This is a genomic window from Aeromonas sp. QDB68 (genome assembly GCF_027707405.1).
Classification (GTDB): domain Bacteria; phylum Pseudomonadota; class Gammaproteobacteria; order Enterobacterales; family Aeromonadaceae; genus Aeromonas; species Aeromonas caviae.
Genome location: NZ_JAPCIQ010000014.1, coordinates 1 through 13,379, shown reverse-complemented (window position 1 = coordinate 13,379; position 13,379 = coordinate 1). Strand labels below are relative to the sequence as shown.

Below are 13,379 nucleotides of genomic sequence, written 5' to 3'. Positions count from 1 at the left end.
GTCCCATGAAACGTACCTTTATTCTGATGATGGACTCTTTCGGTATTGGTGCTGCCGCCGATGCCGACAAGTTCGGCGACGTGGGTGCCAATACCCTTGGCCATATCGCCAAGGCGTGCGCCGCCGGTGAGATCGAGGGCCGTGGCGCTCTCAACCTGCCAAACCTCAGCAAGCTGGGTCTGGGCCACGCGGGCGAACTCGCCAGCGGCACCTTCCCGGCCGGACTGAACAAGGATGTCGAGGTGATCGGTGCCTACGGCTTTGCCCAGGAGCTCTCCTCCGGCAAGGACACCCCGTCCGGTCACTGGGAGATTGCCGGCGTGCCCGTCTTGTTCGAGTGGGGTTATTTCCACGACCATCACAACAGCTTCCCGCAGGAGCTGCTGGATGCCATCGTCGAGAAGGCCGGTCTGCCCGGGTATCTGGGCAACTGCCACGCCTCCGGCACCCAGGTGCTGGACGATCTGGGCGAAGAGCACATGCGCACCGGCAAGCCGATCCTCTACACCTCCGCCGACTCCGTGTTCCAGATCGCCTGCCACGAAGAGACCTATGGCCTCGAGAAGCTCTATGAGCTGTGCCACATCGTGCGCGAGCTGCTGGAGCCCTACAACATCGGCCGCGTCATCGCGCGTCCGTTCGTGGGCAGCGGCAAGGGCAACTTCAAGCGCACCGGCAACCGCCACGACTACTCCGTGCTGCCGCCGGCGCCGACCGTGCTGGACTACATGAAGGAAGCGGGTGGCCAGGTGGTCTCCATCGGCAAGATCGCCGACATCTATGCCCAGCAGGGCATCACCAAGCAGGTGAAGGGGACCGGTCTGACCGAGCTGTGGGACAGGACTCTGGAAGAGGTGAAAGCGGCCGGTGACCAGACCATCGTCTTCACCAACTTCGTGGACTTCGACTCCTCCTACGGTCACCGCCGTGACGTCAAGGGCTACGCCGATGCGCTGGAGTACTTCGACTCCCGCCTGCCGGAGCTGTTCGACCTGCTGCAGGATGGCGACGTGGTGGTGCTGACCGCCGACCACGGCTGTGACCCGACCTGGAGCGGTACCGACCACACCCGCGAATACATTCCGGTACTGTTCTACGGCAAGCCGGTCAAGGCGGGCTCCGTCGGTCGTCGCGAGACCTTCGCCGACATCGGCCAGAGCATCGCGGCCTACCACGGCCTGCCCAAGCTGCAATACGGTACCAGCTTCCTGTGATGGTGACCCCGGGCCGGTTCGCCTGCCCGGGGTGCCACAGGGCCCCGGTTTCCTGTAATGTACCGCCGCCGCGCAGGCAGCGGACAATCCATAAAGACAATAAAACTCAACCTAGTGTGAAGGAATAAAGAGAATGGCAACTCCTCATATCAATGCGAAAGATGGCGCCTTTGCTGATACCGTGCTGATGCCGGGCGACCCCCTGCGTGCCAAGTACATCGCCGAAACCTTCCTGGAGAACGTCGAGCAGGTGTGCGACGTGCGCAACATGTTCGGTTTCACCGGCACCTACAAGGGTCGTCGCATCTCCGTCATGGGTCACGGCATGGGCATCCCGTCCTGCTCCATCTACGCAAAAGAGCTGATCACCGACTACGGCGTGAAGACCCTGATCCGCGTGGGCTCCTGCGGTGCCGTGCGTGAAGACGTGAAACTGCGTGACGTGGTGATCGGCATGGGTGCCTGCACCGACTCCAAAGTGAACCGTCTGCGCTTCAAGGACCACGACTTCGCCGCCATCGCCGACTTCGACCTGGTGGCCAATGCCGTTCAGGCCGCCAAGAACAAGGGTGTGGCCGTGCGCGTGGGCAACATCTTCTCCGCCGATCTGTTCTACACTCCGGACCCCTCCATGTTCGACGTCATGGAAAAATACGGCATCCTGGGTGTCGAGATGGAAGCTGCTGGTATCTATGGCGTGGCCGCCGAGTACGGTGCCAAGGCGCTGACCATCTGCACCGTCTCCGACCATATCCGTACTGGTGAGCAGACCACCTCCGAAGAGCGTCAGCTGACCTTCAACGACATGATCGAAATCGCGCTGGACTCCGTCCTGCTGGGTGACAACTGATCCCCCTCGCGCATAAAAAAACGGCGGCCCTCGGGCCGCCGTTTTTTTATGCGAAGCACGGTCAGAGATCGAGGGCGAAGCGCCCCTTGCCCGACTGCTTGGCCTGGTACATGGCGGCATCGGCCCGGTGCAGCAGATCATCGATGTGACAATACTGGCCCGATTGGCAGAGGGCGCCTCCTATGCTGCCGGCAAGGGGCAGCCGGTGACCGGCCACGTCCCCAGGAACCGCCATGGCCGCCAGCAGCCGCTCGCACAGGGCGGGCAGCTCCAGTTCCGGCTGGCGCAGGGCGGGCAGTATGATGGTGAACTCGTCGCCGGCCAGGCGCGCCACCATGTCCCCCGGGCGCACCTCGGCACTCAGCACCTGGGCGAAGCGTTGCAACAGGGCATCGCCGACGTGGTGTCCCAGCCTGTCGTTGATCCCCTTGAAGCCGTCGAGATCGAGGAACAGCAGGCCCAGGGGTTCGGCATTCTGGCGCACCCGCTCCAGCTCCCGGGAGAGGCGCAGGGTGAAGGCGCGCCGGTTGGGCAGGCCGGTGAGGGGGTCGTGAGCCGCCTCGTGTTCCAGCTGGCTTTGCAGCGCCTTGAACTCGGTGATGTCGCTGCCGAGGATGTAGACCCCGGGCTCGTCGCCCCGGCTCGGGATCATGGTGATCCTGAGGTCGCGTCGGCCTATGGGGAGATCGAAACGGTGCTCGAAACTCACCTGCTCACCGGCGAGGGCCTTTGCCACATAGGCCATGGCCCTGCCGTGGGCCTCCTCGCCGATGACGTCCCGCACGCTCATTTCCCGCATCTGTTCGGTATCGAGCCCGAAGTAGCGGCAATAGGCCTGGTTGGCGAACAGGTAACGCCCCTCGGGCGACACCATGCTGATGGTGACCGGCAGGCCATCGGTGATGGCCCGCAGTCGGGCACGGCCACGCTCGATCTCCGCGAGCACCTGGCGGCGGGCCGTGATGTCGTGCAAAAACAGGGCGATGCGCACCTTGCCGTCGAACTGGTAACGCTCGGCAATCACCTCGACCGGGATGTGCCGGCCTGTGCGGGTGATGATGTCGCACTCCAGCCGCCGTGGCGGACTCTGCGGGTTGCCTGACAGGCTCAGCAGGGGATGCTCGGCGCCGAGCAGCCCGAAGAGGGGACGGCCCAGCATCTCGTCGGCGTGCCAGCCGAGCAGGGTGGTGGAGGCCGGGTTCCAGCCTGTGATGATGAAATCGGCATCGAGCTCGAGGAAGGCATTGCTGGTGTGCTCCAGCATGTGCTGCAAGCGGCGCTGCTCCTGCCACAGCTGCTGCTGCATGGCGCCGCGCTCGCGCATCTCCTGATGCAGCTGTTCCACCGTGCGGGAAAGCTCCCGGGTCCGTGACTGCACCTGCTGCTCGAGCCCTTGCTGCAGCCGCACGAGTTCGGCCTCGGCCTGTTTGCGCTCGGTGAGGTCGGCAAACACGGCGATCATGTGGGGGGCCATGGTGCGGCTCTGGCAGAGGGTCACGCTGAGCTGGACCCAGCACTGGGTGCCATCGGCCCGGATCATCCGCTTCTCCAGCCGGTAATCCTGCCGTTGCCCCGCGATCAGGGCATCGAACAGGGGCTGCTCCCGTTGCAGATCTTCGGGATGGGTCATGGCGAGCCAGGTCCGGCTCAGCATCTCATGCTCGCTGTAACCGAGCAGCCGCTCCAGCCCCGGGTTGGCCCGCAGCCACTTGCCTTCGAGGGAGGAGAGGGCCATGCCCACCGACGACTGGTTGAAGGTGAGGGTGAAGAGATGCTCCTTGTCTTCCAGCACCTGATTGAGGGTGCGCACCTGGTGGCGCCGCTCCAGATCGTGCAGGGTGTTCTCCACCAGGCGGCCGAAGTCGTCGAGATCCCGGCAGGCATCTTCGTCGAGATGGCGCGGCACATGGTCCACCAGGCAGAGGGTGCCGAGCACCACGCCATCGAGGGCGCGCAGGGGTCGGCCGGCGTAGAAGACCACACCGGGATCATCGGTCACCAGCGGATTGTCGGCAAAGCGGAGATCCCGTCTGGCATCCGGTACCTGCATGATGTCGGGGCGCAAAATGGCATGACCGCAGAAGGAGTGCTCCCGGTTGATCTCGCACATATCGACCCCGGTGCGGGCGAGAAACCACTGCCTGTTCACGTCGGTCAGGGAGACCATGGCGATGGGGAGTGCGAAATGCCTGGTGATGAGCCGGGTGAGGCGATCAAGCTGATCGATGGGCTCGTGGTCGAGCAGGCCGAGGATGCGCAGTCGTTCCAGTCGACTGTGTTCATCCAGCGGTAAGGGGGGGGCAATCATGTGGCTCTCCTGCCAGTGATCTTGCCAGTGTTATATACAAGCCGGAGGATGTGATCCACTCCCGCTTATTGCGGAGCGGCGGGTTTGCTCTGTTTCTTGTGCTTGCGCACCCGCATGTAGTTGCGACGGACCCCGTAGGAGATGAGCAGGCCGGCCAGCAGCATCACCAGCAGCATCAGGCGCTGTTTCTCCTGGTTGACCTTGAGATGGGTATCTTGTGCGGCCAGCAGTTTCTGCTCTTCCAGGGTGATCCTCAGATAGCCCAGGGTCAGGTTTCCGTCCTGGATCTCCTGGACGAACTGGATGCGCCCCTTGCCCTGCTCCGGCAGGGATTTGTTGTCGCTGCCGATGGGCAGCAGACTGTCCAGCGGCAGGGCGTTGTCCGACTGGGCGAGGGGAATGCCGCGGGCGTCATAGAGGGTGACATCCAGAATGTCAGGCTCGGCGGCCAGATCCTGCGCCAGTCTCTCCAGTTCGCTCTCCTTGTCCTCCTTGATCCAGCGGCGCATGTCCCGGGCGGCATAGGCGACCAGCGCCTGTGCCCTGTCCCGTGCCGCCGCGTGCAGGGCGGCCTGGCTCTCTCCCTGCATGTGGATGAGCAGCACCAGCACCCAGAGACCGAGCAGGACTCCCGCCGCCAGGCTGACAACACGTTTGATGGGAAGATGACGCACAGAACCGGGCCTCTGGTAATGGATGAGCGGGGCTGGCTGGTGCCCCGGTGCCGCGAAGCGGGAAACAGGGTGGTCTGTTTCCATGTCTGCCCGCACCGCAGGCGGGATCTTGGCGCTTGCCTGTACAAAAAGCAATACGCTACTCTGGGCCCGCATGATGAACCCCATGATTTCCAAGGAAGGCGTCTCTCTTATGTTGTTGTCCCAACTTCCCCGCTCCCTGCACGACTGGTCCGGGGCCCTGAGCTGTGCCCCCTGCTGGCAGCTCACCAACGAAGCCCTGCTGCCCGCGGCCAACGCCCATGACAGCGCCTGGATTGTCCTGTTTGGCAAGGGGCTGGAGGCCGGTCATCTGGCCCGCCTGGCCCAGCAGCTGGATGCCCTGGGGCTCGAGGCCAGCCTCTATCCCGCAGGGGAGCAGGCCGGTATTCCGCTGCTGCTGCTTGGCACCAACCGTTTCTCCCCCGAGCTGGTGCAGGCGCTCAAAGCCCAGGAGTGGGACATCGACCTGTGTCATCTGGCCGCCCTGCCCACCCTGAGTGAGCCCGGTCTGCTGGTGATGGACATGGATTCCACCGCGATCAGGATAGAGTGCATCGACGAAATCGCGCGGCTGGCCGGGGTCGGTGAGCAAGTGGCGGCCGTTACCGCGGCGGCCATGCAGGGCAAGCTGGAGTTTGCCGACAGTCTGCGTGCCCGGGTGGCGCTGCTGGAAGGGGCGCCGGTCACCATCCTCGACGAGGTGGCGGCCGACATGCCCTGGATGCCGGGCCTGCCACTCATGGTCGATGCCCTCAAGCAGGCTGGCTGGAAGGTGGCGATCGCCTCCGGTGGCTTCACCCGCTTTGCTGGCGAGTTGCAGCGTGCTCTGGGTCTGGATGCCATTTTCGCCAACGAGCTGGCGGTGGAAGGGGGCTTGCTGACCGGCAAGGTGAGCGGCCCCATCGTCGATGCCGCCGCCAAGGCCGAAGCACTGCAACAGCTGGCCTCGGAGTACGGGGTGGTTGCATCCCAGACGGTTGCGGTCGGCGATGGTGCCAACGATCTCAAGATGATGGCGGTGGCGGGGCTTGGCATTGCCATTCATGCCAAACCCCTGGTACGTGCCCAGGCGGCGGCGACCCTCAATCACCACGATCTGGAAGGGGTGCTCTGCCTGCTCGGCGCCCTGGCTTGTCGCGACCGACGCTGGTGCTGATCCCGCTCAAGGAGGAGCCGATCACGAGATGGAACTGTTACAGCAATCCCTGTTTGTCCCCTGCGGTGAGCATCGACTCCATGTGCGCCATATCCAGCCCGGTGTCGCGGTGCATGCCGACCCCATCCTGATGGTGCACGGGGCCATCGAGAACGGCCGCATCTTCTACACCGAATCGGGCAAGGGGCTTGCCTGCTTTCTGGCTCGCCACGGGTATCAGGTCTATGTGGCGGATCTGCGTGGTCGGGGTCTGAGCACACCGACCATCGCCGAGCGGGCCGGCCACGGCCAGCATGAGCTGATCACCGAGGATCTGCCCGCCCTGCAGCGCTGGGTATCGGCCCGCCATGCCGGTGCCCGGGTGCACTGGATGGCCCACTCCTGGGGCGGCGTCATCATGGCCTCGACCCTGGTGCGCTTCCCCGAGCTGGCGGAGCAGGTTGCCAGCCTGGTGTTCTTCGGCACCAAGCGGGGGGTCTCGGTGCAGAACCCGGAGCGCTGGTTGAAGGTGGATCTGATCTGGAACCGGCTCGCCCCCTGGCTGGCGCGCCGCCGGGGGTTTCTTGCCGCCCGCCGGTTGAAGATAGGGGCCGATGATGAGCCCCTGCGCTACCTGCAGGAGACCATCCCCTGGGTCAAGTGCGGGCCCTGGTTGGACCCCTTTGACGGCTTCGCCTATGACGAGGCGGCGAGCCGGGTCAACTGGCCCCCGCTCTGGATGATCTCCGCCAAGGCGGACAAGGTACTTGGCCACCCCGTCGACGTGCGCCGCTTCAGCGACGAGATGGGATCGGCTGCCCGCCACACCCGTCTTGGGCGGGACAACGGCAACCGGCTCGATTACGACCACATCAACATGCTGACAGCGCCCCAGGCACAGGAGGATCACTTCCCCGACATCCTCGCCTGGCTGCGCAACCCCCAGGCTGCCTGATAGACAAAAAACGGGCACTTGCGTGCCCGTTTTTTGTTGTCTCCCTGCCCTGCTGGCTAGCGGGGCCCGGATGGTATGCCAAGGCGGAACAGGGTCGCCTCGGTGGTATCGGTCAGTTCACCCACGCCCACGACACTCCAGAGCTCCTCTTCCAGCTTCTTGGCCTTGTGAATGGCGAACTTGGCGATGTAGTCCAGTTCACCCGCGATGAAGCTGGTGTCCGGGCGGCCGGTGCGCGAAATACCCACCAGTACCGAATAGAACTCTCCCTGTTGCCGGGCCAGCTCGATGAAGCGGCGCTTTTGATCCGGTGAGCTGAAGCTGCTGGCCAGGTGGCTGCGAAACAGGGGGGTTCCCCCCTGGGAGTGGAGGGCGGCGATGTAGACCTCCTCCTCTTCCGGCTTGTCTTCCCGCTCGATGGCGCGCAGGGGATTGAGCAGCAGGGCCTTGAGCAGTGCCCCCTGGAACAGGGGATACAGGTTCAACTGCTGATCCTGCTCGGCACAGATGCGCAGCAGACGGGAAAGGCTGCGTGGCTGTGGCGAGAGGCCGGCCGCGGCCAGTTTCGGGGCGGCCTTGAGCTTGTTCACATAGACGGGGGTGTTGAACAGGTGGTGGGTGTAGAGGTTGCGCAGCGCCCTGGCCATGCCGCGATAGCGATTGAACTCCCGGGTGGTCTTGAGCTTGTTCTGGTTGCTTTCGATAAGCAGGCTGAAGAACTGGTGGCCGGTATGGCGCTCGGCCGTCCCCTCGATGCACAGATGCAGCACGGTTCTGCTCAGGTTGAGGCTGACCAGCCGATAGGGCAGGCGTTGCAGGTCCATGTTCCTGGCGAGCTCCTGCAAGCGGGGCAGAGCCACAGTGATGATGTCTCCCTTCTCCCCGTCGAACGGCTCCTCCAGCTCGATTTGCATGCCGTGGGCCGAGATGTCTCGGGTCCAGCCGACCCAGGATCGCTCCTTGTGATGCAAGACGATGGCCGTCTTGTGCATGTAGCGCGCCTCCTTGCGTAGTTGCACATAGTGCAGCGTCTCTATCTCGAAGGGGGCGGCATGGATGTCATGGCCAAAGCGCTGCAAGGCGTTGGCGTTGAGCGGATCCTGACCCGTCTCTCGCTGGAACTCGTCGCGCTGGTTGTCCAGGTTTATCTCCTGCAGCATGCCCACGTATCCGAGCTGGGCCAGGCGCTCGCGCAGCAGCCTGTCCTGCAACTGGCTCGCCCCGCCCTGGGGGTTGTCGAGGTCGGCCTCCCGCAGGGTGCAGGCTTCCATGCTGAACTTGTATACCCGCCAGCTGGGGCGGCGGGCGCCGATCTGGAAGAAGAGCGCGGTCAGTCCGCTCTGTTCCAGCTCCTCCCGGGTCGCGGAGAAGAAGTAGAGGTGGCTGCGTACCGCATGGGTAAAGCTGTAGATCAGCGTCTCGCGCATGCCCTCTTTGCCTGGGAGCAACGAGGGCATGCGGGCCGCAGTGAAGAGGCTGGCGAGCATGTCGCGGTTCTTGGCGTCGCGCCAGTATTCGAGAATGTGCTGGTTGTTCTCGGTGCGCAGGGCGATCTCGAGGGCGGGGACGCTGCCCTTGCCGAAATAGAGGGGCATGCCGGTCATGCGCGGCAGATAGAACTGCTCATACCCCTTGATGACGGCGGCGGAGAGCAGGTAGTCGACGCTGACGCGATAGCGGCTGCGGTTGCGCTCGATGAAGTCGCGCAGGAACTCGTCGAACACCGGATGCTCGCCGTTCTTGAGCAGCCTGAGCCAGAATTTGTCCTCTTTTCTCTCCTCCCCCAGGATCTGGTAGCTGACCGGGTCACGCAGCAGGGGATGGGGATGATCGCGTTCCAGTCCGGTGAAGAAGACGGCTATCAGGTCGCCTGTCTGGTAGTCGGGCAGATAGGGCACGGATACCCGGATGCCGCCGAGGGAGATGTCGGAGCTCTTGGCGAGGATCTTCTCGCCGTTGGCGAGCTGGAGCACCATGGGAGAGCTGAAGTGCATGCGCTCTTCCTGTCGCCCGTAATGGCTGGCGAAGGGGATGGCGCTGACATCAAACGGACGAAACGGGCTGATGGGCAGCGCCAGATTGTCACTGCGCCCCTGGTTGAGTTTGTACCAGGCTTGCAGCGCCTCGTAGACCCCCAGGGTGTAGCTGTCCCGGTAGAGGTAGCACTGGGATTGAAACAGCTCGATGGCCTCGGCGGGCATGAAGTGGGTCACCCCGTCGAACTCATGCACCTGACAGAGGGCGCCCAGCTCGTTGCGCATGTCGATGACGCGCCGACAGGGGGTGCACTTGCGTTTGAGTTCCATCTTCAGCAGGAACCGGCTGTTCGTATTTTCGTTCTGGGTCAGACGGTTGAAGATTTCGTCGAAGTCCTTTTCCCGGAGCAGGGGGACAAGTTGTTCTATCAGATGTAGTGGTTGTTCTGAATCCATGTATTCCTGCCGCGGAAAGTCACTTTTCCGATTCTGGGTTTGATCTGCCGGTCGCAAACAAGTATATCAAGCAGGAATTCATCCTGTCCCCGAGTTATCCATGGCCAAAAACAAAACCGCCTATGTTTGTTCCGAATGTGGAGCCGACTTCACCCGCTGGCAAGGTCAGTGCAGCGAGTGCAAGGAGTGGAACACCATCACCGAGGTGCGACTGGGGGTGACGACACCCGGCAAGAGTGCTCGCTATACCGGTTATGCGGGCGCCGTCGGCAGCCAGGTGCAGACCTTGGCGGAGATCGCCACCACGGAGATCCCCCGTTTCAGCTCGGGCTTCAAGGAGCTGGACCGCGTACTCGGTGGCGGCGTGGTCCCCGGTTCGGCCATTCTTATCGGCGGCAACCCCGGGGCCGGCAAGTCGACCCTGTTGCTGCAGACCATGTGCGGCCTGGCGCAGCGCATGAAGACCCTCTATGTGACCGGTGAGGAGTCACTGCAACAGGTGGCGATGCGGGCCGGTCGGCTGGGTCTGCCCACGGACAAGCTGCGCATGTTGTCCGAGACCAGCGTCGAGCAGATCTGTCTCATCGCCCAGCAGGAGCAGCCTCAGATCATGGTCATCGACTCCATCCAGGTGATGCACGTGGCGGATGTGCAGTCCGCGCCGGGCTCCGTCTCCCAGGTGCGGGAGTCGGCGGCGCTGCTGACACGCTATGCCAAGCAGAATCATGTGGCCATCTTCATGGTGGGCCACGTCACCAAGGACGGCACCCTGGCGGGCCCCAAGGTGCTGGAGCACTGCATCGACTGCTCCGTGCTGCTGGATGGCGGGCACGACTCGCGTTTTCGCACCCTGCGATCCCACAAGAACCGCTTCGGTGCGGTTAACGAACTGGGGGTCTTCGCCATGACCGGGCAGGGAATGAAGGAGGTGAGCAACCCTTCCGCGATTTTCCTCAGTCGCGGGGAGGAGCAGGCTCCGGGCTCCATCGTCATGGTGATCTGGGAAGGCACGCGCCCCCTGCTGGTGGAGTTGCAGGCGCTGGTGGATTACTCCCAGCTCTCCAATCCGCGCCGTGTGGCGGTGGGGATGGACCACAACCGTCTCGCCATGCTGCTGGCGGTGCTGCATCGTCACGGCGGGTTGCAGATGGCGGATCAGGATGTGTTCATCAACGTGGTGGGTGGGGTCAAAGTCGAGGAGACCAGCGCGGATCTGGCGCTGCTGCTGGCCATGGTGTCGAGCTTCCGGGATCAGGCCCTGCCCAAGGATCTGGTGGTCTTTGGCGAGGTGGGGCTCTCCGGCGAGATACGGCCCGTACCCTCGGGTCAGGAACGACTGCAGGAGGCGGCCAAGCACGGCTTCCGCCGAGCCATTGTCCCGCATGCCAATGCGCCCAAACATCCCATCGAGGGGATGGAGGTGGTGCCGGTGAAGAAACTCTCCGATGCCCTCGAGGCCCTGTAACCAACCGTGAAAAAGGAGCGTATGGACGCTCCTTTGTTTTTCTGCCCGCCCGCTCAGGATTCGGGGGGGACGTGGTCTCGGTGCTCTTGCAGCAACTGCTCCAGCTCGCGATGGAGTAGCTGCTCCTCTCCGATGTTCAGCTCGATCATCCGCTTGAGGTGAGTGGCGCTGTCGATGTCGATGTGGTGGCAGTAAAACCCCAGCTTTTTGCTGGCTTCGTGGGTCAGCTCGACCTGCATCTTGATCTCGATGTCGCTGCCCCCGAGCACGAAGCAGATTTCGTACTCCTTGTCCTCGCTGGCGACCCAATCCTCGGGTCTGAGCAGCAGGGCTCCCTGCAGGGAGACATCGACCAGCTGGGTGCGCCACTGGTGTTCACCCTGGGTGAGCTTGGCGGCGGTCAAATAGAAAATCCGAGTAAAGTGGCGGCGCTCGGCCATGGTCGTCTCCGGTCTGCGTGCGAGCAAGATGCTCATTCTTCATGTTGCAGAGTGTAATCCAGCTGGCACGCCAGGATATTGAACTGGCTCCGATATTGAATATCAGACCTGCTGATGGCTGAGGGATTCCACCACCTGCAGCGCCTTGACCAGCCGATCCTCCTGTTTGAACCTGTCCTCCAGCACGGGGCCGAGCTGGTTCAGATCCTCGTCCAGTTGCAGCAACTGGGCTTCGTCGGCGTTGCTGTACTTGTCATTGAACTCCAGCGCGAATTCGGTACAGGCACGGATATGGGGGTAGATGCGCTTGGCCAGCTCCAGTTTGTCCCCGCTGGCTTGCTCAAAGGCGGTGACGACATGGTTGTAGATCTCGAAATGGCCTGCGCTGACGTAATCGACCAGTTGTTCGCAAAAACGTTGCAGTTCGACGTGGCCTGGGAGGGTGCGTTGCTTGCACTTGGCGGGCATGAGGCCTGCCAGTCGCATGTACTCGACCAGCAACGCCTGTCTGGCATCCAGCCAGTCATCTATTGCTCTGTGCTTGCCTGCCAGTGCGCGCTTGGTTTTTTCCAGTTCAGTTAACATAGTCCCTCCATGGGCATGGCATGCGGCTCTCGGGTCGCATGCCTTCGGTCATTCTCATCGACTGACGACACTCCTATAACTAGGGAAAATCCAGTTGACCGTCAATAGGAGTGTAGGGATATTGTTACATCAGGCGGGGATTTGCATGCCTCTCCCCACCGGTACTTCGCATCCTGTCGCCCATCCAGGGGACATGGGGGCGATATATGTGACTATTTCCGCAGATCTTGATGAAAACCCCAGCATTCAAGCCAATCCGGCTGATAAAGCCTTTGCCTGAGTGTTTTTTTTTGAATAGAGTGGCCCGGTGCTAAATGCCCGATCATAAAGGAAATGTTATGAACAAAGCTCAACTTGTCGATGCAATTGCCGCCAAAGCAGACCTGAGCAAAGCTCAGGCCAAAGTCGCTCTGGAAGAGATCATCAATGGTATTACCCAGAGCCTGAAAGAGGGCGATGCCGTTCAGTTGGTGGGTTTTGGTACCTTCAAGGTCAACCATCGCGCGGGCCGTACCGGTCGCAACCCGCAAACCGGTAAAGAGATCCAGATTGCAGCCGCCAATGTGCCGTCCTTCGTGGCTGGCAAGGCGCTGAAAGACGCTGTCAAATAAGATCGTCTTGTAATCAAATGAAACCCGGCTTGTGCCGGGTTTTTTCTTGCCATCTTCGTCAAAATTTGTTTCAGATACACTCAGGATATGGCATGCGCTGTAGCGAGGTGGATATGGAACAGAAAAATGCCATTCGGCAGGTAGCCGTCCCCTGGGCTCCCTCTCGTCAACTCCCTCCCGGCCTGGTCGTGGCCGAACTGCATCAGGATATCTGGAGCGACACCCTGACCGTCATGCTGGGGCGTGCTCGCAGCATCGATCTGCCTCCGTTGCCCCTGTGCCGGGTGAGTTTTCGCCACATCTTCGCGGTGCGGGTGATGGAGGATTGCGATCTGGCGGAGGGGCGTGACAGCCACGTCATCGAGGAGCAGATCCAGCTCATCACCCCGTCCCGTTTCGCCAGCTGGTTCCATCAGGAATCCGATGGACTGCACCTGGATGAAGATTTGCAGCACTACCGCATCTCGACCTGGGATTACTGCGCCGATGTGCTGACCTCTTCTCCCCCTGAACTCCAGTTCATGGTTCAGGAAGAGTAAGCCAGACTGTCGGGTCACCTCCGTGGTGACAAAAAAGCCGGCGCAGGGGCGCTAATGCCAGTCAGTTAAGCCTGACTGGCATTGTTTTTACTAGGTTTTCTCGTCGCATACTTCTGTGGTTTGGCTTTG

The 13,379-nt window shown here is 62.3% G+C and carries 12 protein-coding genes; 7 read left to right on the top strand and 5 right to left on the bottom strand.

What is annotated here, in order from left to right:
* The first annotated feature begins 5 nt into the window (after positions 1-5).
* Both PG892_RS06735 and deoD read left to right on the top strand, forming a co-directional pair.
* Positions 6-1,214: a phosphopentomutase gene (locus PG892_RS06735; RefSeq protein ID WP_039039948.1), complete on the top strand. Its 1,209-nt coding sequence runs from the start codon at positions 6-8 to the stop codon at positions 1,212-1,214.
* A gap of 133 nt (positions 1,215-1,347) precedes the next feature.
* The gene (gene deoD / locus PG892_RS06730) at positions 1,348-2,064 is read left to right on the top strand and encodes a purine-nucleoside phosphorylase (RefSeq protein ID WP_005341325.1); all 717 of its coding nucleotides are present in this window, start codon (positions 1,348-1,350) and stop codon (positions 2,062-2,064) included.
* Positions 2,065-2,125: 61 nt separating this feature from the next.
* On the opposite strand, the gene PG892_RS06725 is transcribed toward deoD, so the two are convergent.
* A complete protein-coding gene (locus PG892_RS06725; protein WP_043153008.1) occupies positions 2,126-4,372 on the bottom strand; it encodes a sensor domain-containing diguanylate cyclase in 2,247 nt (748 codons plus the stop codon).
* Positions 4,373-4,437: 65 nt separating this feature from the next.
* Complete coding sequence (locus tag PG892_RS06720; protein WP_010673032.1) at positions 4,438-5,046, bottom strand: AhpA/YtjB family protein; 609 nt, start codon at positions 5,044-5,046, stop codon at positions 4,438-4,440.
* 193 nt (positions 5,047-5,239) lie between these two features.
* On the opposite strand from PG892_RS06720, the gene serB reads away from it, so the two are divergent.
* Together serB and PG892_RS06710 are read left to right on the top strand one after the other, a co-directional pair.
* Positions 5,240-6,244, top strand: a complete 1,005-nt coding sequence (gene serB / locus PG892_RS06715; protein WP_043153011.1) for a phosphoserine phosphatase SerB — start codon at positions 5,240-5,242, stop codon at positions 6,242-6,244.
* A 28-nt stretch (positions 6,245-6,272) separates the two neighbouring features.
* On the top strand, positions 6,273-7,178 hold the full coding sequence (locus PG892_RS06710) for an alpha/beta hydrolase family protein (RefSeq protein WP_043153013.1): 906 nt from the start codon (positions 6,273-6,275) through the stop codon (positions 7,176-7,178).
* A 56-nt stretch (positions 7,179-7,234) separates the two neighbouring features.
* Here the strand turns inward: PG892_RS06710 and PG892_RS06705 are convergent, their stop codons facing one another.
* Entirely contained in the window at positions 7,235-9,610 is a 2,376-nt protein-coding gene (locus PG892_RS06705; RefSeq protein ID WP_043153015.1) for a PilZ domain-containing protein, read from the bottom strand.
* A gap of 100 nt (positions 9,611-9,710) precedes the next feature.
* Between PG892_RS06705 and radA the strand changes: the two genes are divergently transcribed.
* Positions 9,711-11,075: a DNA repair protein RadA gene (gene radA / locus PG892_RS06700; RefSeq protein WP_010673036.1), complete on the top strand. Its 1,365-nt coding sequence runs from the start codon at positions 9,711-9,713 to the stop codon at positions 11,073-11,075.
* Between the two features lie 53 nt (positions 11,076-11,128).
* Here radA and PG892_RS06695 read toward each other — a convergent pair whose 3' ends face one another.
* Both PG892_RS06695 and PG892_RS06690 read right to left on the bottom strand, forming a co-directional pair.
* On the bottom strand, positions 11,129-11,515 hold the full coding sequence (locus PG892_RS06695) for a PilZ domain-containing protein (protein ID WP_029313755.1): 387 nt from the start codon (positions 11,513-11,515) through the stop codon (positions 11,129-11,131).
* Between the two features lie 102 nt (positions 11,516-11,617).
* Positions 11,618-12,100, bottom strand: a complete 483-nt coding sequence (locus PG892_RS06690; RefSeq protein WP_029313757.1) for an Rsd/AlgQ family anti-sigma factor — start codon at positions 12,098-12,100, stop codon at positions 11,618-11,620.
* Positions 12,101-12,438: 338 nt separating this feature from the next.
* Between PG892_RS06690 and hupA the strand changes: the two genes are divergently transcribed.
* Entirely contained in the window at positions 12,439-12,711 is a 273-nt protein-coding gene (gene hupA, locus PG892_RS06685) for a nucleoid-associated protein HU-alpha (RefSeq protein ID WP_005305063.1), read from the top strand.
* Between the two features lie 113 nt (positions 12,712-12,824).
* The gene (locus tag PG892_RS06680) at positions 12,825-13,250 is read left to right on the top strand and encodes a hypothetical protein (RefSeq protein ID WP_029313758.1); all 426 of its coding nucleotides are present in this window, start codon (positions 12,825-12,827) and stop codon (positions 13,248-13,250) included.
* Positions 13,251-13,379 lie beyond the last annotated feature (129 nt).

Excerpts from the sequence above, each read along its gene's own strand:
- PG892_RS06735 (WP_039039948.1), top strand. The coding sequence starts at position 6 with ATGAAACGTACCTTTATTCTGATGATGGACTCTTTCGGTATTGGTGCT.
- deoD (WP_005341325.1), top strand. The coding sequence starts at position 1,348 with ATGGCAACTCCTCATATCAATGCGAAAGATGGCGCCTTTGCTGATACC.
- PG892_RS06725 (WP_043153008.1), bottom strand. The coding sequence starts at position 4,372 with ATGATTGCCCCCCCCTTACCGCTGGATGAACACAGTCGACTGGAACGA.
- serB (WP_043153011.1), top strand. The coding sequence starts at position 5,240 with ATGTTGTTGTCCCAACTTCCCCGCTCCCTGCACGACTGGTCCGGGGCC.
- PG892_RS06710 (WP_043153013.1), top strand. The coding sequence starts at position 6,273 with ATGGAACTGTTACAGCAATCCCTGTTTGTCCCCTGCGGTGAGCATCGA.
- PG892_RS06705 (WP_043153015.1), bottom strand. The coding sequence starts at position 9,610 with ATGGATTCAGAACAACCACTACATCTGATAGAACAACTTGTCCCCCTG.
- radA (WP_010673036.1), top strand. The coding sequence starts at position 9,711 with ATGGCCAAAAACAAAACCGCCTATGTTTGTTCCGAATGTGGAGCCGAC.
- PG892_RS06695 (WP_029313755.1), bottom strand. The coding sequence starts at position 11,515 with ATGGCCGAGCGCCGCCACTTTACTCGGATTTTCTATTTGACCGCCGCC.
- PG892_RS06690 (WP_029313757.1), bottom strand. The coding sequence starts at position 12,100 with ATGTTAACTGAACTGGAAAAAACCAAGCGCGCACTGGCAGGCAAGCAC.
- hupA (WP_005305063.1), top strand. The coding sequence starts at position 12,439 with ATGAACAAAGCTCAACTTGTCGATGCAATTGCCGCCAAAGCAGACCTG.
- PG892_RS06680 (WP_029313758.1), top strand. The coding sequence starts at position 12,825 with ATGGAACAGAAAAATGCCATTCGGCAGGTAGCCGTCCCCTGGGCTCCC.